Here is a 23733-nt window from a genome sequence, read left to right on the forward strand (position 1 = left end):
CATGATATCGTCTTAATAAACCACTCTTATAGAGTGGTTTTTTATTTATTGCGAGGACGGTTATGGCGGTAAAACGCGGTTTTTTTCTGATTATCGGTTTGTGCAGTCTTGCTCTAGGCTTAATTGGCATTGCATTGCCTTTATTACCGACAGTGCCATTTATTCTCCTGGCAGCATTTTGTTTTGCCCGCTCTAATGATCGACTTCACCATTGGTTAGTTACTCATCCTTGGTTTGCTGAAGGTATTAATCAGTGGCAATCGAAACGAGCATTAAGTCGACCATTAAAGCAAAAAGCCATGTTAATGAGTTGCCTTAGCTTTATGGTGAGTATTATTATTGTGCCAATAGTTTGGGTGAAAATTATGCTGCTGTGTATGATGTTCGTATTATTATTTTTCTTGTGGCGGATCCCAGAGTTAGAATAATAAACTGCCAGTTAATGCAAGCTTGTTGCAACTGTGATTAAACGGGCATAAGATCACATTAGTATTTTTACCAGAGTCCACCCGTAACGTGGACTTTTTTATTGCGTAATCACTTTTATACAGAGTTAACTAAAATTATGATGAACCAAGACAGTTTAGCGCTTATTAAGCAGAGCATTAAAACCATTCCTGATTATCCAAAACCAGGCATTATGTTCCGTGATGTGACCAGTTTATTAGAAAACGCAGAAGCTTATAAAGCGACTATTGCTATTTTAGTGGCTCATTATCAATCAAAAGGCTTCACTAAAGTGGTCGGTACCGAAGCGCGTGGTTTCTTATTTGGTGCGCCATTAGCACTTGAACTAGGTGTTGGTTTTGTGCCGGTGCGTAAACCAGGTAAATTACCACGTGAAACGATTAGCCAGACCTATGAATTAGAATACGGTAAAGATACCTTAGAAATTCATGTCGATGCGATTAATGCCAATGATAAAGTACTGGTTATTGATGACTTACTTGCAACGGGTGGCACGATTGAAGCCACTGTAAAGCTTATTCGTCAATTAGGCGGTCAAGTGAGCCATGCTGCATTTGTTATCTCATTACCAGAAATTGGTGGAGAAAAACGCTTACAAGGAATGGGAATTGAAGTATTAAGTTTATGCGAGTTTGACGGCGAGTAATCATAGTAAAATAAACTGCTATTTTATTAGGCAGTTAACTGCATTATGCGCTATCAAATGCTTGCTCAACAATAGCATGCCAGCCCTTGGCATGTTATTGTTAACCCCTTTAAAGGGATTACTCCCGATAGCTCCGTGTGGGGAATCTCATGTCTTACCAAGTACTCGCCCGCAAATGGCGTCCAGCCAAATTTGAACAAATGGTTGGTCAATCCCATGTATTAATGGCATTAACCAATGCATTGAGCCAGCAACGTTTACATCATGCTTACCTGTTTACCGGCACACGTGGTGTAGGTAAAACCAGTTTGGCGCGTTTATTTGCTAAAGGTCTCAACTGTGAGACCGGCGTGACAGCGACCCCATGTGGTGAATGTTCTAGTTGTATTGAAATTGCTCAAGGTCGATTTGTTGATTTAATTGAAGTCGATGCTGCGTCGCGTACCAAAGTCGATGATACCCGCGAACTCCTAGACAATGTGCAATATCGTCCTTCCCGTGGCCGTTTTAAAGTGTACTTAATTGACGAAGTACATATGTTGTCGCGTAGCAGTTTTAACGCACTGCTAAAAACCTTAGAAGAGCCTCCAGAACACGTTAAGTTTTTACTGGCGACTACCGATCCGCATAAACTGCCTGTTACTGTGTTATCTCGTTGTTTACAGTTTAATTTGAAAAGTTTGTCGCAAGACGAAATTAGCAAACAACTTGAATATGTCATCACCCAAGAGCAATTACCTTTTGAGCAACAAGCACTGAAATTATTAGCTAAAGCGGCTAATGGCAGTATGCGTGATGCACTCAGTTTAACTGATCAAGCAATAGCCTTTGGCAGTGGTCAGGTGATGTTGACACAAGTACAAACCATGCTGGGCAGTATTGATGAGCAACATGTGCTCGCATTATTAAAAGCCTTGTGTGATGCCGACGTTGGGCCGTTAATGCAAACGGTGGCAAAAGTATTAGCCTTTGGTGCTGATGCTGAAGAAGTACTGCGCAGTTTATTAGAATTACTGCATCAAATTACCTTAACTCAGTTTGCGCCAGCGGCTGCGCAACAATCGTTATTCAGTGAGCAAATTTTAGCATTCGCACAGCAATTAGGGCCTGAACAAGTACAGCTATATTATCAAATGTTATTGAATGGCCGTAAAGATTTAGCTTTTGCTCCTGACCCTAAATCCGGCTTAGAAATGGCTTTACTTCGCGCGGTTGCGTTTACACCAGAAAAACAAGTCAAACGTTGGGTAACCACTACTGCCGCAGATATTGATTTAAGCGTTATTGATCATTCATCACCTCCCGCGCAAGAGGTCATTGAAACAGGCCCAAAGTCTGATACCCAGCCTCTAGCTGACAAAGAGTTAGCGACATTCGCTATTCAAGCAGAAGCAGCTATTACGGGTTCTGAGGCCGAAACGGATGACTTTTTCGATGATGAAGACGTTGCTGCAACATTAGTTGCCGAGCAAACTTTATTATTAGACCAAGCGCAAAGCTTAGGCTTTAATTCATCAATGCCCCAAAATGCTGATAAGCAGGCTATAGATAGTATTAGCGGGGTTACCCGTAATGATGTTGCACACGATGTAAGTCATGTTACAGACGATGAGACTGATGCAGGTATATTTCATCGTACAACCGTTGATAATGTTACTATTAGCGCTGAAGCTGACGCACAAACAACGAGTATTAGTACTGAAGAAGCAAAAAATGATATTACAGCATCAGAAGCGGTTGCTGAACAACAGACATTAACGTCGAGTCATACAAGTGCAGTAACTGATCGTCAATCGAATGATAGTGCAGAAAATAGTTCATTAGATGCCTACTCTTTTATGGATTATGACGTGTCTGATGAAGCATCCATAGAATATCAACCATCTGATCACGATGAATATATTGCGTTTTCGGCTTTAAATGAGACTCCTGAAGCCAATAATATTAATGTTGCTACAGGCTCTATTTCTGAGCAGACAGAGTCTCGTCAAGGCAATGATGACTCCAGTGACAATATAAATGACAATGCTGACAATAGTATTTACCCAGATGTCAGTAGCACCGAAGATAATCTAGATGACTTTCTTGATGAAGTTCTCGCCAGCCGTGATTCTCTTATTGCTGATGTTGGGGCGTTACAGCAAAAAGAAGAACTTGCTAAAAAAGAAGCGACAAAAACGGTGACGTCAAGAGTCATTAAATCTGCCACCTTGCCACTAGTCAACGCTGATGAGTCGCACACTGTCTCTAACGCACCTGAATATAGTGCACCTAAGATCAATGCTACGTTACCGACCTTGGCCAGTGAAACCAATAACACTCCGATCCTGGCCGAGTATGATAGACCGCCCTGGGTTGCCCCCAAAGCTGGTGAGCAAGTTAATGCCTTTACAGCGAACAATCAGGAAAATAAACCTGTAGTTGAAGCCACGATTGAGCAGCCGAGTTCTGTCAGTCACCCGATCGATAATCAACTCTCTGCAAATGCAAAAATAACCCGTTCATTAACGGCTAATCCACTCAGTGCAGAGCCAACATTGACTCAATTGCCTGCAGTGGCCAAGTTTGAGCCACATAGCATTCAAGGCGACGAGGTTGATTTGCACTGGTATAAAGTGATGACCAATGTGTCTGTGGGCGGCCGAGTGCGACAATTAGGGGTGAACTCAGTGTGCTCAGCATTGACTAATCCAGTAATATTGGTGTTAAAACCAGATCAAAAGCATTTGTCAGCACAAACTGCTATTGATCAATTACAAGTGGCATTAACTGACTATCTTGAGCAACCCACTCAAGTGCAGATCCAGATTGGGATTGTGCCAAAACGAGAAACTCCGCTTGAGTTACGTAAGCGTTTTCATCGCGAACTCATAGCACAAGCACAACAGTCTATTTTAGTTGATGATAAAGTACAGTGGATGATACAACATTTATCGGCGCAGTTAGACAGTGATAGCATTGAATATCCATCGGAGCAACTAGGGCAAATAGCGCAAGATATTGCTTTGATTAATGCTTCATAAATAAACAAACATGGCGATTTAGCTTGAGATGAATATATCTTCATCTCAAAAATGTATCGGCAAGATTGCCAATCAATTTTATTTCAGTAAGATTAGCGTCATTATGGCGACTTGCTAACAACCTTAATTAGAGAGAGATGACTATGTTTGGTGGAAAAGGCGGTATGGGCAATTTAATGAAACAAGCCCAAATGATGCAAGATAAAATGGCTAAAGTGCAGGAAGAAATAGCTCGCACAGAAATGACGGGTGAAGCGGGTGCAGGCTTGGTTAAAGTAACCATGACAGGTAACCACAGTGTGCGTAAAGTTGAAATTGATCCAAGCTTAATGGAAGACGATAAAGAGATGTTAGAAGATCTTATCGCTGCCGCATGCAATGACGCAGCTCGTCGCATTGAAGAAAATCAAAAGACTAAAATGGCCGAAGTCACTGGTGGTATGCAATTACCTCCAGGGATGAAAATGCCGTTTTAATTGTTGTTTTATACCACAGTTAAAAAAGGCTCAAGCATTATGCTTGAGCCTTTTTTATTATATTGCTGTCAAGTTATCTTGCAGTGATTTTAGATAACATAACTCTGCGATGGATAATAATAGAATCTTATATGGATTAAATAGCAAGGTGATTGCTCTCAATTTTTGATAAAATTACTTGTTTTATCGGTTTGAACTCACTAAAGCAGAGTCGATATCGTTTGGTCGTTCAGTGACCTATTTATATATATCGGTGTCACTATTGCCTTTAATGTGTAGCTAAAAAAATTAACAAATATGCTTTAAATTGATTGTTGGCTTCATTTATTGTCATAAAAACATTAATCTTTGCATTCGTGCGCAGCACAGACAATAATCGCACAACTTCGGCGTAGTATAATGTGGTTCTGCTGATCACAGGCCTGTTTCACCGATGACATCACAATGAGTTTAGTTATAAGGTATTGACAAATTTATGAAATTTAGTCCTTTGGTCGATGAATTAATTCAATCTTTACGCGCACTACCCGGCGTCGGCCCTAAGTCTGCACAGCGTATGGCATTTCAACTACTTGAGCGTGAACGAAAAGTAGGCCTTAAGCTTGCCGATTCGTTACAAAAAGCCATGTCTGAAGTGGGCCATTGCCAAAGCTGTCGTACGTTTACCGAACAAGATTTATGCCCTATATGTAGCAGCCATCGCCGTATTAATACAGGAATAATTTGCGTGGTAGAAACGCCCGCTGATGTACTTGCTATAGAAGCAGGTGGACATTTTAATGGTCGTTATTTTGTGCTGTTAGGGCACTTGTCACCGCTAGACGGTGTCGGCCCTGAAGAGCTTGGTTTGGCTTTACTTGAAAGCCATTTAGTTTCTGATGAAGTCAGTGAACTTATTCTTGCCACGAACCCTACCGTTGAAGGCGATGCAACCGCACATTTTATTGCAGATATGGCCAGAAGACATAATGTGGTGATTAGTCGTATTGCTCACGGAGTACCTGTAGGGGGTGAGCTTGAATACGTAGATAGCACCACCTTAGCGTTGTCATTTAATGGGCGTATTCCTTTGTAATAATCCTATTATTGAACGAGCACACCTCTATGCCAGTAGAACGTGAATAACGTTTACTGGCATTTTTTTATCTTATTAAGGCTGACTTACTCAGGTAATACACGGGCAATAATCTGCCTTATTTAACTGATTTGAGCCTAACTGATGATTTATTCTTCAACAAGGTGGTGTTGCCCCTTGAAAATATTGTAACGTCCCCCCATCTCTTGGTTAACATAGATTTTTAAGGCGAGTTGATTTTTCGACTCGTGATCGATTTAACGTAACACCAAGGAAATTATTCATGTCACAACAAGAAACTCATGGCTTTCAAACCGAAGTAAAACAACTTCTGCAATTGATGATCCACTCTCTGTATTCAAATAAAGAGATTTTCTTACGTGAGCTTGTCTCAAATGCCGCCGATGCAGCAGATAAACTACGTTATTTAGCCTTAACCGATGATGCCTTATATGAAGGCAACGGCGATTTACGCGTTCGTGTTAGTGCCAATAAAGAAAAGGGCACAGTAACCATTTCTGATAATGGTATTGGTATGACCCGCGATAGTGTTATTGAGCATTTAGGCACTATTGCTAAATCGGGCACTAAAGAGTTTTTCGGTAATCTTTCTGGCGAAGCATCAAAAGACTCACAATTGATTGGTCAGTTTGGTGTGGGCTTTTATTCAGCTTTCATCGTAGCGAAAAAAGTCACTGTGCGCACTCGTGCAGCTGGCCATGCGGCTAATGAAGGCGTGTTGTGGGAGTCTGAAGGTGAAGGTTCATTTAATGTAGAAAGTATTACTAAAAATGAACGTGGTACTGAAATCGTGCTGCATTTACGTGATGAAGAAATGGAGTTTGCTGACGATTATCGTTTACGTTCAATTATCACTAAGTATTCTGATCATATTTCTGTTCCAGTGCAAATGTGGAATGAAGGTACGCCAGAGTCAGATGGACCAGATGACGAGAAAGTGGCAGCTACTGAAGGTGAGTGGAAAGTGATGAACAAAGCCACCGCGCTTTGGACTCGTAATAAGTCAGACATCACGGAAGAAGAATATCAAGAATTTTACAAGCATATTTCTCACGATTACAGTGATGCATTAAAATGGTCACACAATCGTGTAGAAGGTAAACAAGAATATACCAGCTTATTGTATATCCCAGCTAAAGCACCTTGGGACATGTGGAATCGCGACCATAAACATGGCTTGAAATTATTTGTTCAACGTGTATTTATTATGGATGAAGCGGAACAGTTTTTACCGACTTACTTACGCTTTGTTCGCGGCTTAATCGATTCAAATGATTTGCCATTAAACGTTTCTCGCGAAATCTTACAAGACAACCAAGTGACCACAGCAATGCGCGTGGGTATCACCAAGCGTGTGCTTGGTATGCTTGAAAAGCTGGCTAAAGATGAGCCTGAACAATATCAGTCTTTCTGGGCTGAGTTTGGTCAAGTATTAAAAGAAGGCCCAGCAGAAGACTTCGCTAACAAAGAACGCATTGCAGGTTTATTGCGTTTTGCTTCTACCCATGACAACTCTGCCGCTACAACCGTGTCACTAGAGGCGTATATTGAGCGCATGAAGGAAGGCCAAGATAAGGTTTACTATATTGTTGCCGACAGTCATGAAGCTGCAGCCAACAGTCCTCATCTTGAGTTGTTGCGCAAAAAAGGCATTGAAGTATTATTAATGTCTGAGCGTATTGATGAATGGTTAGTGAACCACTTAACCGAGTTCAAAGGCAAGACGTTACATTCAGTTACCCGTGGTGATTTAGAATTAGGCGAACTTGAAGATGCGGCTGATAAAGAAGCTCATGACAAAGTGGCTGAAGAATCAAAAGCACTTGTTGAGCGGGTTAAAGCTGCGCTAGCGGATAGTGTATCAGAAGTTCGCGTGACATCTCGTTTAACTGACACGCCAGCGTGTGTGGTTGCCGGTGAAGGTGAAATGTCGACGCAGATGATTAAACTGATGCAAGCTGCTGGTCAGCCAGTACCAGAATCTAAGCCAACGTTTGAGATTAATCCAACGCATCCTCTGGTTGAGCATCTGAATAAAGAAACTGACGAAAAACTGTTTGCCGATTGGGCTAACTTGTTATTACAACAAGCATTGTTATCGGAAAAGGGCAGTTTAGCAGACCCTTCAGCATTTATTAAACTAACCAATCAAATGTTATTGGCAAGTGTAAAATAAATTCGATTTAAGCAGCAAAAGCGGACAATAAGTCCGCTTTTGTTTTTGTCATTCTGCGGAGGCAATATGGACTACCTCATCAATCTTACCAAAGATAATATTCAACAAGTTGTTGATACCTCAATGCAAAAAATGGTGGTATTGGCATTTTGGACTCAACAGCAGCCCGAAAGTGTGCAGATGTTGCACACCCTAGAACATTTGGCTAACACTCAAGCTGGGCGTTTTATTCTTGCCAAAGTGGATTGTGAAACCGAGTTAGAAATTGCTAACTATTTTCAAATTCAAAATGTACCAACCACATTAATTTTAGATAAAGGAAGACCAATTGACGGTTTTTCTGGGCTACAAAGCCAAGAACAGATTAGTGACTTACTCGACAAGCATTTACCACCTATGTGGATACAAGAGTTTGATGACGTTAAGCAACAGTTGGCTCAAGGTGAGTTATCGTCACCAGATTTGATCACAATAGCTGAACAATTAAAAACCATTTATATCGACGCACAACAGATAGCTGAAGTGGCATTAGTCATGACAGATGTGGCGTTACAGCAGGGGTTATTAGCAGAAGCTAAAGTGCTACTTGCCCGTATAGGCTTAGCGGATCAAGACAGTTATTATCATAATTTAGTCGCTAAATTAGCCTTAGCAGAAGATGCGGCTGATACACCTGAAATTCGTCAGCTGCAACAAAATGTTGCCGACCAACCTGACAATATGGATGCGGTGTTAATCTTAGCTAAAGCATTAAATGTTGCTCAACGTAACGAAGAAGCTCTTGAATTACTGTTCGCTATTTTACAAAAAGACCTGAACGTTGCCGATGGCAAAGTTAAACAAGTGTTCATGGAAATTTTAACCGCGATAGGTCAGGGTAATGCCTTAGCTAATCAATATCGCCGTAAATTATATACTTTATTGTATTAAACAAGTTGATGCGTTTTTGTTACAACCCTTATTAGATTTAGGTCTAATGTCATAACAAAAGCGCTATTAAAAGTGTGGTAGATGTGCGAAAATCGCCGCCCTAAAAAGAACATAAACTTAAAAGAGGACTTTTGAGATGCGCATTATTTTATTGGGTGCACCAGGTGCCGGTAAAGGTACCCAAGCACAGTTCATTATGGAACAGTATGGTATCCCACAAATCTCAACCGGTGATATGTTGCGTGCAGCAGTTAAAGCGGGCACTCCATTAGGTTTAGAAGCTAAGAAAGTAATGGATGCAGGCCAATTAGTGTCTGACGATCTTATTATTGGTTTAGTAAAAGAGCGTATTACACAAGACGACTGTGAAAAAGGTTTTCTTTTAGACGGTTTTCCTCGTACGATCCCACAAGCTGATGCTATGGCTGAAAACGGAATCGAAATTGATCATGTGATTGAAATTGATGTGCCAGACGAAGAAATCGTTAAGCGCATGAGTGGACGTCGTGTTCATTCGGGTTCAGGCCGGGTTTACCATATCGTGTTTAATCCACCAAAAGTGGAAGGTAAAGACGACGTAACCGGTGATGACTTAGCTATTCGCCCTGATGATGAAGAAAGCACCGTGCGTAAGCGTCTAGGTATTTACCATGAGCAAACTAAGCCATTAGTGGCATACTATGGCAAAGTGGCTGCAGAAGGCCGTACTCAGTACAACAAATTTGACGGAACTCAGTCTGTCACTAAAGTGAGTGAGCAACTGGCCGGCATTTTAAAATAATAGCTGCTTAGCGTTACTCAATAAAAAGCCTGCAACGCAGGCTTTTTTTATGGCTAAAGAAAACCGCATGGTTAAGTCTCATTGGCTTATGGCTCGAAGGTTATATCCATTCAGTGACTACGCTCTCTACACTGGAGTCAGTAACCAGTTGCTGTCATGCTATCTGCGTTACATTAATGACAACCAGTACCAAGCTGGCACGTATTTATGCCTTGTAAGTAAAATACAGAGTAAGTTTTATCACGTAAACTGGCAATAAACTCGTTTCTATCGATGTATCCCGTCTCTTATTGTTCATTAAGCGTGTTTAGGCTACGAATATGATAAAAGTGATATAGAATTAACGCGTACCTATGATAAAATTTGCCGCCATTTTCGCGGATGATGACTTTTTCAAATTGAATGAGTGTCAGTGGTAATTAATTTCACACTTGCATGGACGCCAAGCTATGAGAGCCCAATATGAAGTTTCCTGGTCAACGTAAGTCCAAGCACTATTTCCCTGTAAACAGTCGTGATCCGTTATTGGCTCAACTTACGCAGCAGCCTCAACCTTTTTCTACTTATATTTGTGGTATTGATCAAACTTTGGTTGATATAGAGGCTAAAGTAGAAGATGAATTACTTGAGCGCTATGGCTTGCCTAAAGGCAACTCAACTCTGATTAATGATGAGCAAGCCCATAACTTGTACCTTGAACTTAAATCTAATGAGATGATCAGCGATGAATTTGCTGGTGGTACTATTGGTAACACAGTACACAATTATTCTATTTTAGCCGATGACCGCTCAGTACTTTTTGGTGTAATGAGCCAGCATATTATGGTCGGCAGCTACGCTTATCGCTATTTATGCAATACTTCATCAAAGGTTGACCTTAACTTTTTACAACCTGTCGACGGCCCTATTGGACGTTGTTTTACTCTGGTTTCTGATTGTGGTGAGCGCACGTTTGCTATCAGCAAAGGGTGTATGGATAAACTCACCCCTGAGTATATCGACAAAGAAGTGGTGCAGGGCAGTTCAGCGTTAGTGTTAACGGCTTACTTGATGCGTGCCAGCGATGGTGATGGTATTACTGATGCTGCCATGACAGCGATTAATTATGCTAAAGAAGCGGATGTCCCCGTGGTGTTAACTTTAGGGACACGTTTTTTAATTCAAGAAGACCCACAGTGGTGGCAAAACTTTATTAATCAACATGTTACCATTTTAGCTATGAATGAGGATGAAGGCGAAGCGTTAACCGGTTTTAAAGACCCATTACTTGCCAGTGAAGCTGCGCTTGAATGGTGTGACATGGTGTTAACGACCGCGGGTGCCATAGGGCTTTATACCGCAGGTTACACCGATAATAATGAAAAGCGTGAAACTAGCCATACCTTGTTACCAGGTGCTATTCCTGAGTTTAATCGTTATGAGTTCTCTCGCCCTAAATTACAAGCCGATTGTGACACGCCGATAAAAGTGTACGCACACATTGCGCCTTATATGGGTGGTCCGGAATTAATCCGCAATACTAATGGTGCTGGTGATGGCGCATTGTCTGCACTTTTACATGACTTATCTGCCAATACGTTCCATAAAACTAATATACCTGGCTCAAGTAAGCATAAACGAGATGGTTTATGTTATTCATCATTTTCACAATTATGTAAATACGCCAATCGTGTTGCATACGAGGTGTTAGCGCAGCATAGCCCACGTTTGTCGCGTGGTTTACCTGAACGTGAAGACAGTTTAGAAGAGTCTTATTGGGAACGATGATCAGCGGCATATAAAAAAAAACGATAATGAAGCATCATTATCGTTTTTTTTTGTGTAGATTTTTATAGAATAGGTATCGAAAGTCAGAATCTTAACCAGTAATCAGGAGCGTCACGTGAAAGGACAGATCTTAAGAGAGATGCATGTACTCAAGGCCATTGAGCCTGAGTTTGAAGTTCAACGTCGTGTTGCTTTTATTAAAGCTAAATTAAAAGAGGCTCAGACTCGTAGTTTAGTATTAGGGATCAGCGGTGGTGTTGATTCATCTCTAGCGGGTCGTTTGTGTCAATTAGCGGTAGATTCTCTTAATCAAGAGCACTGTGGCTCATCTTATCAATTTATTGCGGTTCGTTTACCTTATCAAGTTCAAAAAGATGAACATGAGGCACAAATGGCTTGTCAGTTTATTCAGCCTTCAAAACAAGTCACGGTCAATATTGCTCAAGGCGTTATCGGTGTGCATCAAGCCACGTTAGCAGGCTTAGCAGAAGCTAATATCGCTTTAGCAGATGAAAACAAGGTTGATTTCGTTAAAGGTAACGTCAAAGCCAGAATGCGGATGATTGCACAATATAACATTGCTGGCTTAGTCGGCGGATTAGTTGTTGGCACCGATCATAGTGCGGAAAATATTACTGGTTTTTATACCAAATGGGGTGATGGTGCATGCGATTTAGCACCATTATTTGGCTTAAATAAACGTCAGGTACGTCAATTAGCAGCCCATTTAGGCGCGCCAGAGATATTGGTTAAAAAGGCCCCTACCGCGGATTTAGAAGACAATAAACCTCAACTTGAAGATGAAGTTGCTTTAGGGCTAACCTATGATCAAATAGATGACTTCTTAGAAGGTAAAGATGTGGCTAAATCAGTAGAAGAAAAACTGGTGAGTATTTATAAGCGCACTCAACATAAGCGTGAACCTATTCCGACTATTTACGATTGATAGGTTTATTATTTGGCTAACGCAATCTGTTGTCGTGTCAATTCAATAAGCGCATTAGAATATTGCCGATAATCTAAATATGGTGTCAGTAACACAGTTTGCTGATGCTGTATTTTTTGCTTTTCATCTAGTGATGTATAGTACTGTTGATCTACTACCCCCATACGTAGCTGGGCTTCTTTACCACATAAAATATGCCAAGATTCAGGTGAAAATGCTATCTCGTCGTGATGTTCAACCTTTGAATTAACAATACGTAATTGGCAATGCAAACGTGATGGAGTATTGATGTGTTTATTGGTTTGTTGATTATGAGATTCATTAAATAATTGGTCACGGATCTGTTTCCAGTCAATCCCTTTGTTAGCATTGATATCGTGCTCTAAACAGCAAATTTTTGCCATAATGGTGACGATTTTACGCCAGTGGTTGCCATTCAATGTAACCAGTTGGGTAATTGCATCGGGGTGAGCGGCTTGCCAATGTGCGGGTAGCTCTGGAGGCGTAGGTAAATAAAATATGATATCGGGATTCATCGGTCCCCATACATAGCTAAATAAATCTGATGACATATTACTTCCCAGGATAGTTAAGGATTGTTATTACTTGGCTTTTTTGCTGCTTTTTACGTTAAATGGTTATTACATTGAGGGTTTATATTTGAGTTTATTTTTGCTTATTACAAGGTTGTTATGCGCGCAATTGTGATTGGGTCGACTAAACATTTTTTATTCGCTGCATTTTATGGTGCTTTGGGTATTGCCCTTGCATTGATTATTACTGCCGTTTGGTTGCTTAATGCGCGGCCTAATTTATCATTGTGGCACACAACACATCTTACTTCTGAATACCATCAACAGTCAGGGTTAACTGATTTTAGTCAATATTTGCAATTAGAAGATAAACTTTTTGCTGAAGTAGAACAACAAGTTTACCGACAATATCAGCCAGAAATCGCATCTCCTATTAACCGTTACGAGCGCCATAGCTTATCTGATCCTGGATTATGGCAGCAAAATTGGAACCGTTCATTTGAATGGCAAAACCCACAAGCTGAGTTCGGCTTATTATTGCTACACGGTATGTCTGATTCCCCCTATATGATGTCGCATTTAGCACAGCATTATCAGCATCAGGCATATGTTTTAGGTTTACGTTTACCTGGCCATGGCACAATTCCTTCTGGATTAACCGACATTACCTGGCCTGATCTTGCCGGTGCGGTATCACTGGCTGTCGCGCACTTATCATCGCAATTGCCGGGTAAACCGATATATGTGGCGGGGTTTTCAACTGGGGCGGCATTAGCATTAAATCACGAGCTTGAAAATATCAGTTTAGATAAGCCTACAAGCTTTGATGGCATCATTATGTTATCACCAGCCATCGGTCTCGATCCTATTGCCGCAGGCGCATATTGGCAAGCAAAACTGGGAAAATTACTCGGGCAAGATAAATTGTATTGGAACAGTATTCAAACAGAATATGACCCATTCAAATATCAATCATTTGCGGTTAATGCTGGCGATGTTGTGTATGAGTTAACGCAACGTAATCAGACGTTATTAGCGACACTGACACCGCAACAGTTTACAGCTATCCCGCCAATATTAACCTTTCAGTCTGTTGTCGATGATACCGTCTCTTCGCTTGCTGTGGTGGATTTGTTATATCAAAGATTACCAGCAAATAAACACCATCAATTGGTGTTATTTGACGTGAATAGGACTAAGAGTAACAACCAATTACTTTACCAAGATCCATTGGCATCCTTTGCCCCATTTTGGCTACCCCAAAAATTGCCTTATCGGTTAAGTTTGGTTGAAAATGATCCACAACACGACAATCACGTTCAAGTAAAAGAGTTAGCTGATAAATCGATAACCAATGATGTACTCGCATTAAGTTTGACTTGGCCTCAAGACGTGTATTCTTTATCTCATGTGGCATTAAACTTTCCGATTGAAGATACGCTTTATGGACCACTTCCGGTGGATAATCCACAAAAAATTCAGATAGGAAGAGCGATTTACCAAGGCGAGCGTGGCATTTTTAGCATACCTGCCGATGATATGTTACGGCAGAAATGGAACCCATTTTATCCATATATGATGACTCGAATTGATGAGTTTACTCAAGAGCGCCATTCAGAGTCACCAATGGATAAAAAACAACTAAAGATTAATCAGTAATGATATTAATGATTGTTCGGTTACGTCCCTGCTGCTTTGCCTGATAAAGATTATCATCAGCAACTTTAATCCATTTATCGAGCTCTATCTCATAGTCAGCATTGGCTGTAATTGCGCCAATGCTGACCGTCACTTTAAAGGTCTGTTTATCTTCCGGTGAAGTGATTTCTAATTGTGACAGTGCTTCTCTGAAACCATTGAGGTGGTGTTCAATATGTAAGGTGTTAGATAAAGGTAAAATGAGCAAAAACTCTTCCCCGCCGTAGCGAGCGACAACATCAATATCTCGTTTAAAATACTTCTGCAGTAGTAGAGAGACGTTACGTAAGCATTCATCTCCAGCCAAATGACCATAGTTATCATTAACCTGTTTGAACAAATCTAAATCAAGTACGACAACCGTAATCGCTTGATCGCTTTGCAAACAAAAATCCAATAACTCAGAGAATTTACGTTCAGCATAACGGCGATTATATAATCCGGTTAACGCATCTCTATCAACCAACTCAGTCAGCTTTTTGTTGGCTTTCTCTAACTCAGCTGTTCGTTTGGCTACGGTCTCTTCTAATTCAACTTGATGTGCAATAAGTTGTTGTTTACTAGCCGCTAATCGTTGGTAAAGGCTGAATACTTCTCTGGGTGAGTTATCATCTATCGCTGAGGTTTTTCCTGAAGCAGAATAAGCTTGACTGAATTGATTCGCTACCGCTTCTAATGGCACTGTTAATAGTGCACTGAGTTTTGTTGAGATATAAAAAGTACACAGTAATGACACTAACAACATAATAAAACTAGCAAACATTTGTTCTTCGGCCAGTTTCAATAGCGGTGAAAATTCTTTTAAAATATACACTGTCCAACCATTATTTAATTCACGATGAGCATACATATACTCAGGCACAATTGAAGTGGTATTGTGAATATTAATGAGCTCAAGGTTAGCACGATAGACGCCTTTATTTACTGCAAAATTAAATTGTGATAGTGGTTTTAGATCAAGTTTTTCTGAGGCGTAAATAATTTGGTTTTGCTCATCAACCATCACAATAGATTCATCATCAGTATATTCATTGACTTGATCAATATGTGAGAAATGGGTCAAATCAAGCGACCCTTCTACAATTCCAGCTACTTGTGTGTGTTGTTGATCGAGATAAAATGGTGCACTCATGGCAATAATTGCATCATTACCAAAACCACGCCCCAGAAAAACAGATGAGATGAATAGACGATGATTATAAAATGATTCAATAAAATAATCGCGATCTTTAATGTTGATATCTTGCTCTGGTAATTGCTGTTTTATTAGTCTTGATGCTGGGCTTGCTGCCACAATATCGGCCGTTGGATTGGCAATCAACATACTAATAAAACCAGGATAGCTTTGATGTAAATTAGATAGAATAGCTTGCCACTTCTCGGGTTTGTCGGCAACTAAACCCAACTGATTGGCAGTGTTTTTGATTACTATTTGGTGATTATCGATATAGTTCTGAGCAGAGATAGACAGATGTGCAACCGCTTCATTCATGTTCTGCTTTAACATAACTTGTTGTCGTTCTAGAAAATAAAAATTAAAAATTAATGCGGTAAATAGTAACGTTAATGTCACCATTAACGTGAAAAAATACGTTAATTGTGCGCTTAATTGTCTGCGATGGCGGTCTTTTACTTTGTCTTTTAAAAACCACAGCTTTGGAATAGCTAAAATTAATAGCGATGCAATACTGGTATATATCAGTCCGTTGATCCCTTGTTTGGAAATGATAAAGCCTAAGTGAGAAGGAGGAATATCCATCAAAAAGACCACATATAAATACACCATTGGTGCACCAATCAATAACCAATAAGCCGCATCAGCATATAAAGCATAAATATCTCGACGTCTTGCATAGCCTAAAAAAAGGGCTTCTAGTCCAAAAAATAAGTACACATGTGGACTATCCCATATCAACATTAATCCTGTCGATGCCATCATTGCCGTCAAAAATGCGTACCAAGGTCCTAATAAAACGGCAGCAATCACTGTCATCGTATTCCCTAATACAAATTGCACATTGGCAAAAAACTGTATCGGATAACAATTTATTAGTAGTCCGGCTACTCCCAAGATAATTGAGAATAAAAGGTGTTGTTGATTTATCCGTGGCAACGTCAAAAAAATATCCTTATTATCTGTATTCTAAAAAGATTTATTTTTACAGGAGTACTTATCTCAGGAAATAGAACAGATTTCAACGCAAACGAAGAGTTTTTTGCTAGCAAATATTACTTTTTGCCTTTTGTGATACAGATCTCAAACTCCGCAAGCGCTTATTCTTGTTCGACCTTGGTCTAATTATGTAGAACAAGGAATATATTTTTTTGTCAGATATTTACCTGATTAATAACAACTTTATCTATGAAGTGTTAACTCTTATTAATTAAGTACGACTAAGGTCTTGATTGTGGTGCCCCCATGAGTTGCTAAATTAACAATGGCTTTACAAAAAAATAACTTACGGGGAGTCGCAATGAGTTTTGAAAATAACGATAAGGCAGCGGGATATTGGCGTGAGAATTTACGCTTAGTACTTAGCTTGCTTGCAATTTGGGCTGCAGTGTCATTTGGCTGCGGTATTTTATTAGTAGATGTGTTAAACGAATTTACTTTTATGGGATTCAAACTGGGTTTCTGGTTTGCGCAGCAGGGTGCAATGTATGTATTCGTGGCGCTGATTTTTGTTTATGTAGCGAAAGCTAATACATTAGACAAAAAATACAATGTTCAGGAAGACTAAGGGGCACTAAGATGGATGTACAAACACTAACTTATTTAATTGTCGGCGCGACCTTTGCGCTGTACATCGGGATCGCCATTTGGTCTCGAGCTGGTTCTACCAAAGAGTTTTATGTTGCAGGCGGTGGCGTTCACCCAGTGCTTAACGGTATGGCAACAGCAGCAGACTGGATGTCAGCTGCATCGTTTATCTCACTAGCCGGTATTGTGTCTTTTACTGGCTATGATGGCTCTGTTTATCTAATGGGTTGGACTGGTGGCTACGTTTTATTAGCGCTATGTATGGCACCTTATTTACGCAAATTTGGTAAATTTACGGTACCAGACTTTATTGGTGACCGTTTCTACTCACAAACAGCAAGAACAGTAGCGGTTATTTGTGCCATCTTTATTTGTTTTACTTATATTGCGGGGCAAATGCGCGGTGTTGGTGTGGTGTTCTCTCGCTTCTTAGAAGTTGACGTAGAAACCGGTGTGTATATAGGTATGGCGGTGGTGTTCTTCTATGCTGTTTTAGGTGGCATGAAAGGGATTACGTACACCCAGGTAGCACAGTACTGTGTGCTTATTTTTGCCTTTATGGTTCCCGCTATCTTTATCTCGGTAATGATGACAGGTCATATCTTCCCTCAAATTGGTTTTGGTGCCGAGATGGTGGATGCCGCAGGTAACGGTACGGGAGTTTACTTACTTGATAAACTCGATGGATTATCGGCAGAGCTTGGGTTTTCCCAGTATACCGAAGGTTCTAAATCGATGATCGATGTGTTCTTTATTACCGGTGCATTGATGTTCGGTACTGCAGGTTTACCGCATGTGATTGTACGTTTCTTTACGGTCCCTCGAGTAAAAGATGCACGTATTTCTGCAGGTTGGGCATTAGTATTTATCGCTATTATGTATACAACGGTTCCTGCATTGGCAGCGTTTTCTCGCGTAAACATGATTGAAACCATTAATGGACCAGATTCAACAGGGGTGCCTTATGAAACTGCACCAACTTGGATTAAAAACTGGGAAAAAACCGGTTTAATTACTTGGGAAGACAAGAACAACGATGGCAAGATTTTTTACACCAATGGTGAAAAAAATGAGATGAATATTGACCGCGATATTATCGTTCTCGCTACGCCTGAAATTGCCAATCTTCCTGCTTGGGTTATTGCTCTTGTTGCTGCTGGTGGTTTAGCCGCTGCATTGTCAACATCAGCAGGCTTACTGTTGGTTATCTCAACGTCGGTATCGCATGATTTACTCAAGAAAAACCTCATGCCAGACATTTCTGATAAGAAAGAGCTGATGTATGCACGTATAGCCGCTGGTTTTGGGGTGGTTATGGCTGGCTACTTTGGTATTAATCCTCCTGGCTTTGTCGCCGCGGTGGTGGCCATTGCATTTGGTCTTGCTGCAGCGTCATTATTCCCAGCCATTATCATGGGTATTTTCTCTAAAACCATGAATAAAGAAGGTGCTATTGCGGGTATGGTGATCGGACTATTATTTACTGCGGGTTATATTGCTTACTTTAAGTTTATTAATCCTGCATCGAATACATCCGAAAACTGGTTGTTTGGTATTTCACCAGAAGGTATTGGTATGGTGGGAATGATGGTTAACTTTGGCGTCGCTTTTGCTGTTAGTAAAGTTACCGCTAAAATTCCTGACGAAATTGTGGCGATGGTAGAATCGATTCGTTTTCCTAAAGGATCCGGTGAAGCGAGTGATCACTAAGTATTAATCAACACCGTTTAAAAAGAGCGCTTCGGCGCTCTTTTTGTTGGGCTTTAGTCCTATAGCAGGTAGGTGAAACGCTTTGCTATAGTGATAATGATAACCCACGTACAGTAGGGAAATAATTAATGGATGCCAGTGAATTACAACCTGTAGAGCAGTTTTTAGCGATCCATTCTCCTTTTGATACGCTTGCGAAAGATATCATTCAGTATTGTGCGAAAAAAATTACAGTGGGTTATTACAGTAAAGCGTCGGCTTTTGTCGAGTTCGACACTGACAACCCTAAGCTATATCTTGTACGCAGTGGTGCGTTTGAAGTTCGCGATCCGGAAGGTGTTTTAGTTGATCGTGTTGGCGAAGGGGAGTGTTTTGGTTTTTCGACCTTATTATCCGGTGAGAAGGTAGTGAATAAGGTGGCGATTCTAGAAGATAGTTTAGTGTACCATTTGCCGCAATCGGTATTTGCTAAGTTACGTTCTGATCACCGAGGCTTTGATCAGTTCTTTGCTCGTGCTTTTGCTAAACGTTTACGCAATGAAGCTAAATTTACCGCTAAAGACCTCACCACCACCAGTCGCATCACTTCCATCATGTCATCCAAACCTATTATCATAGATGCATACGCCAGTGTTATGGATGCCGCTAAACTGATGCGTGAACATCGGGTTTCATCAGTGTTAGTTATTGATAATAAAAAATTAACTGGTATTTTGACTGACAGAGATCTACGTAATCGTGTTATTGCTGAAGGGTTAGGTGTTAATGCGCTGGTGAGTCAAGCGATGACAACCAATCCTGTGACAACCCATGCCAATGCATTAGTGTTTGAAGCTATGTTAGCGATGAGTGAGCATAATATTCATCACTTGCCTGTGGTTGATGGTAGTCACGCATTAGGGATGATCACCAGTACTGATATATTGCGATCACAAAGCTCACAACCTTTACTTTTGATAGGCGAGATAGGGCGGCAGAACAGCATAGAAAAGCTTATCCAAGTCAGTAAGCAAATCCCGTTACTATTACAAAACCTGATCAGTGCAGATGCTAGAGCAGAAGAAATTGGCCGTGTATTAACGTCGGTAACTGATGCATTAACACGTCGGCTAATTGAATTGAATCAACAAATTTTAGGTCAGGCGCCAATGGCGTTTTGTTGGCTGGCCTTTGGTTCACAAGGTCGCCAAGATCAAGTAGCCTGTTCGGATCAAGATAATGGTTTATTGCTTGCCCATGAGCCAGATGAATTAGCCGCGGTCTATTTCGAAACCTTAACCAAAGCTGTATGCAAAGGGTTAGATGAATGTGGTTATATTTATTGCCCGGGTGACATTATGGCGCAAAACCCCAAATGGCGATTGTCGTTAGCGAAGTGGAAAGGGCTTTTTTCTAAATGGGTAAATACACCTGATCCGAAAGCTTTAATGCACGCCAGTATCTTTTTTGATATGCGGCCGGTATTTGGGCCCCTAAGTTTGTTTAGCGAACTGCAAGATGATGTTTTAGCGTCCACAAAAAATAATGATATTTTCCTTGCTGGAATGGCGGGTAACTCGTTAACAGAATCGCCTCCGTTAGGATTTTTTAGAAAGTTTGTTCTTGAACGCGATGGTACAGAAGTCAAAGGCATGGATTTAAAACACAAGGGCAGTGCGTTGATTAATGACATTGCCAGAGTGTATGCCTTAAGTGCAGGAATAAAAGAGGTTAATACCGCTAAGCGGATCAGAGTGTTAATGGACGCTAATATTATTAATCGCAAAGATGCGCTAAATTTGGCTGATGCACATGAGTTTATCGCGCATATGCGATTGTCGAATCAAGGCTATCAGGCGACCAATAATCTGCCTGTGAATAATTTTTTAAAACCCCAACATCTTTCTTCATTAATGCGCCATCAATTGCGTGATGCTTTTAAAGTAGTCCATGATGCCCAAGCAGGTATAAAGCTTAAGTTTCTGAGGAGTTTTTAGTGGTCAATCTGTGGTGGGTAAAAACCGTGTTGTGGCGTAAAAGAATGGTCTCGTTACCTTCGCCACTAGATGCTTACTTAGAAGCTATCTCTACTGCGCTAACCAAACCATTTCTCGATGCACCACTAATGGCAATTGATCTTGAAATGACGGGGCTAGATCCCTTTCATGATCAAGTCATCAGCATCGGTATTGTGCCTATTACCAAAGGGGTTATTCCGCTTGAAAAAGCACAACATGTCATGATTGCCATAAGTGGCAGTGTTGGTCATAGTGCGACGGTTCACGGTATTGTAGACAATCAATTGTATATGGCCTTATCCCTTCAAGAAGCTATGACGTGGTTTTTGGCACAAACTAAAGGTTATATTTTGGTGGCGCATCACGCACCGTTAGATATCGAGTTTATTCAACAGCAATTAGTACGCTGTTTTGGTCAATCTATCCCGTTAGTGTTTATTGATACGCTAGCAATAGAGAAGAAACGCTGTTTAATGCAACAATCTATATTAAAAGAAGGTTCGCTACGCTTAGGTGCGAGTCGTGAACGTTACCGTTTACCCGTTTATTCAGCCCACAATGCACTTATAGATGCATTATCTTGTGCAGAATTATTATTGGCTCAGGTGGCGGCTATGGGCGACATTAAAACATTGTCGGTAAAAGACTTGATCAATGTATTTCGCTAGACAAGAAAAAGCCAGTCATCGAGACTGGCTAGTTATCAAGTAATGATTAGTGTTTACTGAGCATTTTTGGCTTTATTGAAAAAATAATCAACCGCAGGCTTAATCAATTCTAGTGCGGTTTTATCGCAAGGGGGTAATTCAGCATCACTGATATTAATAGGCGTGGTTCGTTCGCCCCATTGTAATAACATCGCCGCAGAGGTTAACCCTGCACCAAATGCACATGACAAAATCGTTTGTCCTGGGACAATTTTACCTTGAGATAATGCATCACAAATGGCGATTGGGATAGTTGCTGCAGAAGTATTGCCATAATCAGCGATATTAACGAATGCTTTTTCTTTAGGAATTTTCATTCTACTGACGAGAGTATCTATAATACGTTCATTTGCTTGATGTGGAATAACAAAGTCGACATCATCGATAGCAATACCGCATTTTTCTAATACCTTATTGCTTAAACTTCCCATGCCATGAATCGCACGTTTAAATACATCTTGACCGTTAATGTGGATGTAAAAGTCTAATGAATCATTATCAAATCGGTCCATCTGTGTGCCAAAATTAGACTGTAAAATATCGCGGCCTTCAGGGTCGTTGTTTAACTCATAACCTAATACGCCACCTGGTTGGTCGCTGGCCTCAAGTACAATAGCACCGGCACCATCACCAAATAGCACCGCGGTTTCACGCCGAGACCAATCGAGGTAAAAAGAAAGGCGTTCGGCTCCAATGATAAGAATTTTCTTACTTTGACCACTCTTGATCATTGAGCTGGCTAAACCAACGCCATACAAAAAACCACTGCAAGCAGCGTTAATATCAAATGCACCGCATGTCGCGCCAATATTGGCTTGCACTGTTGAAGCAATGTTGGGGATCAAGGTATCAGGGCTGGCGGTCGCTAAAATAATTAAATCTAATTCACTGCCATCAATCCCTGCCGCAGCAAGAGCATGCTTAGCTGCAACCGATGCCATTTCAGACGTATTAACGTGGCTAATGTTACGCTTGCTGATCCCCGTACGAGTTTTAATCCATTCATCGGTAGTTTCCATGAATGTGGCTAAATCGTCATTGGTTAATGTTGCGGGCGGAACAGACTTACCCCAACCGGTAATGTGTGCATACTGCATAAGAAATTCTCTCAATATGTTGCAATAGTTAATTAAATTTATTTACAAATTCAAGAGTTAAGTATTCATTTTATGATACAAAACTATTGATGTTAAATTCTTAAATAGTCATGGCTAAGATTTATTATTGTTATTATGACTTAATTTTTTGTGCTACCAATTTCTTTATCGAAGCAGAAGCATGCAAGATATGCTCGCGCAATAACGTTGTCGCTTTCTCAATATCTCGTTTTTTACACCATTCGAGTAACACTCTATGCTCTCTTTCAGCGATAGGTATCCCGCCAGTGAACAATAACTGTAGGCGAATATAGCGATCACAGTTAGTGTTTAAACCATTAACCACTTCCATTGTATGTGGACGGTTAGCTGCTTGATATAAACGAGTATGGAAACGTGTATTAAGCTCACTCCAGCTGGCAACAGACTCTTTCAGTTTAAAGGCTAATTCAAGTTGAGCGAGTACAACTTCAGCTTCATCAAGATCATTGTCAGTTAAGTTAGGTATTGCCTTCGCCAATAAATCGGATTCAATCATAGCGCGTAGTTCAAATAACTCAGAGACTTGTTCAACAGATAAAAGAGTGGCAGTAGCTCCTTTATGTGGTTCGAAATTGATCAAACCTTCCGCTTCTAATTGTACTAAAGCTTCTCTAACTGGAATGCGACTTACGTTTAATTGCTCTGCAATAGCCGATTGTCTAAGAGGTTCTCCTCCTTGTATGTCACCAGAAAGGATCCGCTCCCTGAGCGCCTCAACAACAAGTTGTGTGCGAGTTTTATGAATAATAGGAGATATATTGCTCATGTAATTTATAATTATTACTAATTTCTTCGAGCAAGAGTAACGCTTAGCTGCCGCTTTATAAAGTGAAACCTATACAATTCTACAGATTAAACTTATAAAAGACGGTAAATAAA

At 40.6% G+C, this 23733-nt stretch carries 19 protein-coding genes; 15 read left to right on the top strand and 4 right to left on the bottom strand.

The genetic code is table 11. The annotated features are described in order from the left end of the window. The first annotated feature begins 62 nt into the window (after window positions 1–62). The 10 genes from EGC82_RS09040 to nadE all read left to right on the top strand — a co-directional run bounded on the left by EGC82_RS09040 (window position 63) and on the right by nadE (window position 12309). Window positions 63–428 carry a YbaN family protein gene (locus tag EGC82_RS09040; RefSeq protein WP_124730462.1) on the top strand — a complete coding sequence of 122 codons (366 nt, stop codon included), beginning with the start codon at window positions 63–65 and terminating at the stop codon, window positions 426–428. Between the two features lie 134 nt (window positions 429–562). Continuing rightward, a complete protein-coding gene (apt, locus tag EGC82_RS09045) occupies window positions 563–1114 on the top strand; it encodes an adenine phosphoribosyltransferase (RefSeq protein WP_124732611.1) in 552 nt (183 codons plus the stop codon). Window positions 1115–1263: 149 nt separating this feature from the next. Next, on the top strand, window positions 1264–4137 hold the full coding sequence (gene dnaX, locus EGC82_RS09050; RefSeq protein ID WP_124730463.1) for a DNA polymerase III subunit gamma/tau: 2874 nt from the start codon (window positions 1264–1266) through the stop codon (window positions 4135–4137). A gap of 143 nt (window positions 4138–4280) precedes the next feature. Continuing rightward, on the top strand, window positions 4281–4613 hold the full coding sequence (locus EGC82_RS09055) for a YbaB/EbfC family nucleoid-associated protein (RefSeq protein WP_124730464.1): 333 nt from the start codon (window positions 4281–4283) through the stop codon (window positions 4611–4613). A gap of 475 nt (window positions 4614–5088) precedes the next feature. Then, the gene (gene recR, locus EGC82_RS09060) at window positions 5089–5688 is read left to right on the top strand and encodes a recombination mediator RecR (RefSeq protein WP_124730465.1); all 600 of its coding nucleotides are present in this window, start codon (window positions 5089–5091) and stop codon (window positions 5686–5688) included. Window positions 5689–5971: 283 nt separating this feature from the next. After that, entirely contained in the window at window positions 5972–7885 is a 1914-nt protein-coding gene (gene htpG, locus EGC82_RS09065; RefSeq protein WP_124730466.1) for a molecular chaperone HtpG, read from the top strand. Between the two features lie 66 nt (window positions 7886–7951). After that, on the top strand, window positions 7952–8815 hold the full coding sequence (locus tag EGC82_RS09070; protein ID WP_124730467.1) for a tetratricopeptide repeat protein: 864 nt from the start codon (window positions 7952–7954) through the stop codon (window positions 8813–8815). Window positions 8816–8951: 136 nt separating this feature from the next. Continuing rightward, complete coding sequence (gene adk / locus EGC82_RS09075) at window positions 8952–9596, top strand: adenylate kinase (RefSeq protein ID WP_124730468.1); 645 nt, start codon at window positions 8952–8954, stop codon at window positions 9594–9596. Window positions 9597–10058: 462 nt separating this feature from the next. Continuing rightward, window positions 10059–11363 carry an inosine/guanosine kinase gene (locus EGC82_RS09080; protein WP_124730469.1) on the top strand — a complete coding sequence of 435 codons (1305 nt, stop codon included), beginning with the start codon at window positions 10059–10061 and terminating at the stop codon, window positions 11361–11363. A 115-nt stretch (window positions 11364–11478) separates the two neighbouring features. Further along, on the top strand, window positions 11479–12309 hold the full coding sequence (gene nadE / locus EGC82_RS09085) for an ammonia-dependent NAD(+) synthetase (protein WP_124730470.1): 831 nt from the start codon (window positions 11479–11481) through the stop codon (window positions 12307–12309). Window positions 12310–12317: 8 nt separating this feature from the next. Here nadE and EGC82_RS09090 read toward each other — a convergent pair whose 3' ends face one another. Continuing rightward, window positions 12318–12881, bottom strand: a complete 564-nt coding sequence (locus EGC82_RS09090; RefSeq protein ID WP_244212561.1) for a DUF6942 family protein — start codon at window positions 12879–12881, stop codon at window positions 12318–12320. 120 nt (window positions 12882–13001) lie between these two features. Here EGC82_RS09090 and EGC82_RS09095 point away from each other — a divergent pair, with 120 nt between their 5' ends. After that, window positions 13002–14501 carry an alpha/beta hydrolase gene (locus EGC82_RS09095; RefSeq protein WP_124730471.1) on the top strand — a complete coding sequence of 500 codons (1500 nt, stop codon included), beginning with the start codon at window positions 13002–13004 and terminating at the stop codon, window positions 14499–14501. Here the strand turns inward: EGC82_RS09095 and EGC82_RS09100 are convergent. Further along, the gene (locus EGC82_RS09100) at window positions 14491–16533 is read right to left on the bottom strand and encodes a diguanylate cyclase (protein WP_244212562.1); all 2043 of its coding nucleotides are present in this window, start codon (window positions 16531–16533) and stop codon (window positions 14491–14493) included. The two genes, EGC82_RS09095 and EGC82_RS09100, sit on opposite strands and share 11 nt — an antisense overlap. A 481-nt stretch (window positions 16534–17014) precedes the next feature. Between EGC82_RS09100 and EGC82_RS09105 the strand changes: the two genes are divergently transcribed. The 4 genes from EGC82_RS09105 to EGC82_RS09120 all read left to right on the top strand — a co-directional run bounded on the left by EGC82_RS09105 (window position 17015) and on the right by EGC82_RS09120 (window position 21676). Further along, entirely contained in the window at window positions 17015–17281 is a 267-nt protein-coding gene (locus EGC82_RS09105) for a DUF4212 domain-containing protein (RefSeq protein ID WP_124730472.1), read from the top strand. An 11-nt stretch (window positions 17282–17292) separates the two neighbouring features. Continuing rightward, a complete protein-coding gene (locus EGC82_RS09110) occupies window positions 17293–19011 on the top strand; it encodes a sodium:solute symporter family protein (protein ID WP_124730473.1) in 1719 nt (572 codons plus the stop codon). A gap of 128 nt (window positions 19012–19139) precedes the next feature. Further along, the gene (locus EGC82_RS09115; RefSeq protein ID WP_124730474.1) at window positions 19140–20987 is read left to right on the top strand and encodes a DUF294 nucleotidyltransferase-like domain-containing protein; all 1848 of its coding nucleotides are present in this window, start codon (window positions 19140–19142) and stop codon (window positions 20985–20987) included. Between the two features lie 44 nt (window positions 20988–21031). After that, complete coding sequence (locus EGC82_RS09120) at window positions 21032–21676, top strand: exonuclease domain-containing protein (RefSeq protein WP_164839209.1); 645 nt, start codon at window positions 21032–21034, stop codon at window positions 21674–21676. Window positions 21677–21729: 53 nt separating this feature from the next. Here EGC82_RS09120 and EGC82_RS09125 read toward each other — a convergent pair whose 3' ends face one another. Together EGC82_RS09125 and EGC82_RS09130 are read right to left on the bottom strand one after the other, a co-directional pair. Next, window positions 21730–22812, bottom strand: a complete 1083-nt coding sequence (locus EGC82_RS09125; protein ID WP_124730476.1) for a ketoacyl-ACP synthase III — start codon at window positions 22810–22812, stop codon at window positions 21730–21732. Between the two features lie 133 nt (window positions 22813–22945). Continuing rightward, window positions 22946–23620 (bottom strand): GntR family transcriptional regulator, encoded by a 675-nt coding sequence (locus tag EGC82_RS09130; protein WP_124730477.1) that lies wholly within the window; start codon window positions 23618–23620, stop codon window positions 22946–22948. Window positions 23621–23733 lie beyond the last annotated feature (113 nt).

The sequence above is a fragment of the Shewanella livingstonensis genome, assembly GCF_003855395.1.
Classification (GTDB): Bacteria; Pseudomonadota; Gammaproteobacteria; order Enterobacterales; family Shewanellaceae; genus Shewanella; species Shewanella livingstonensis.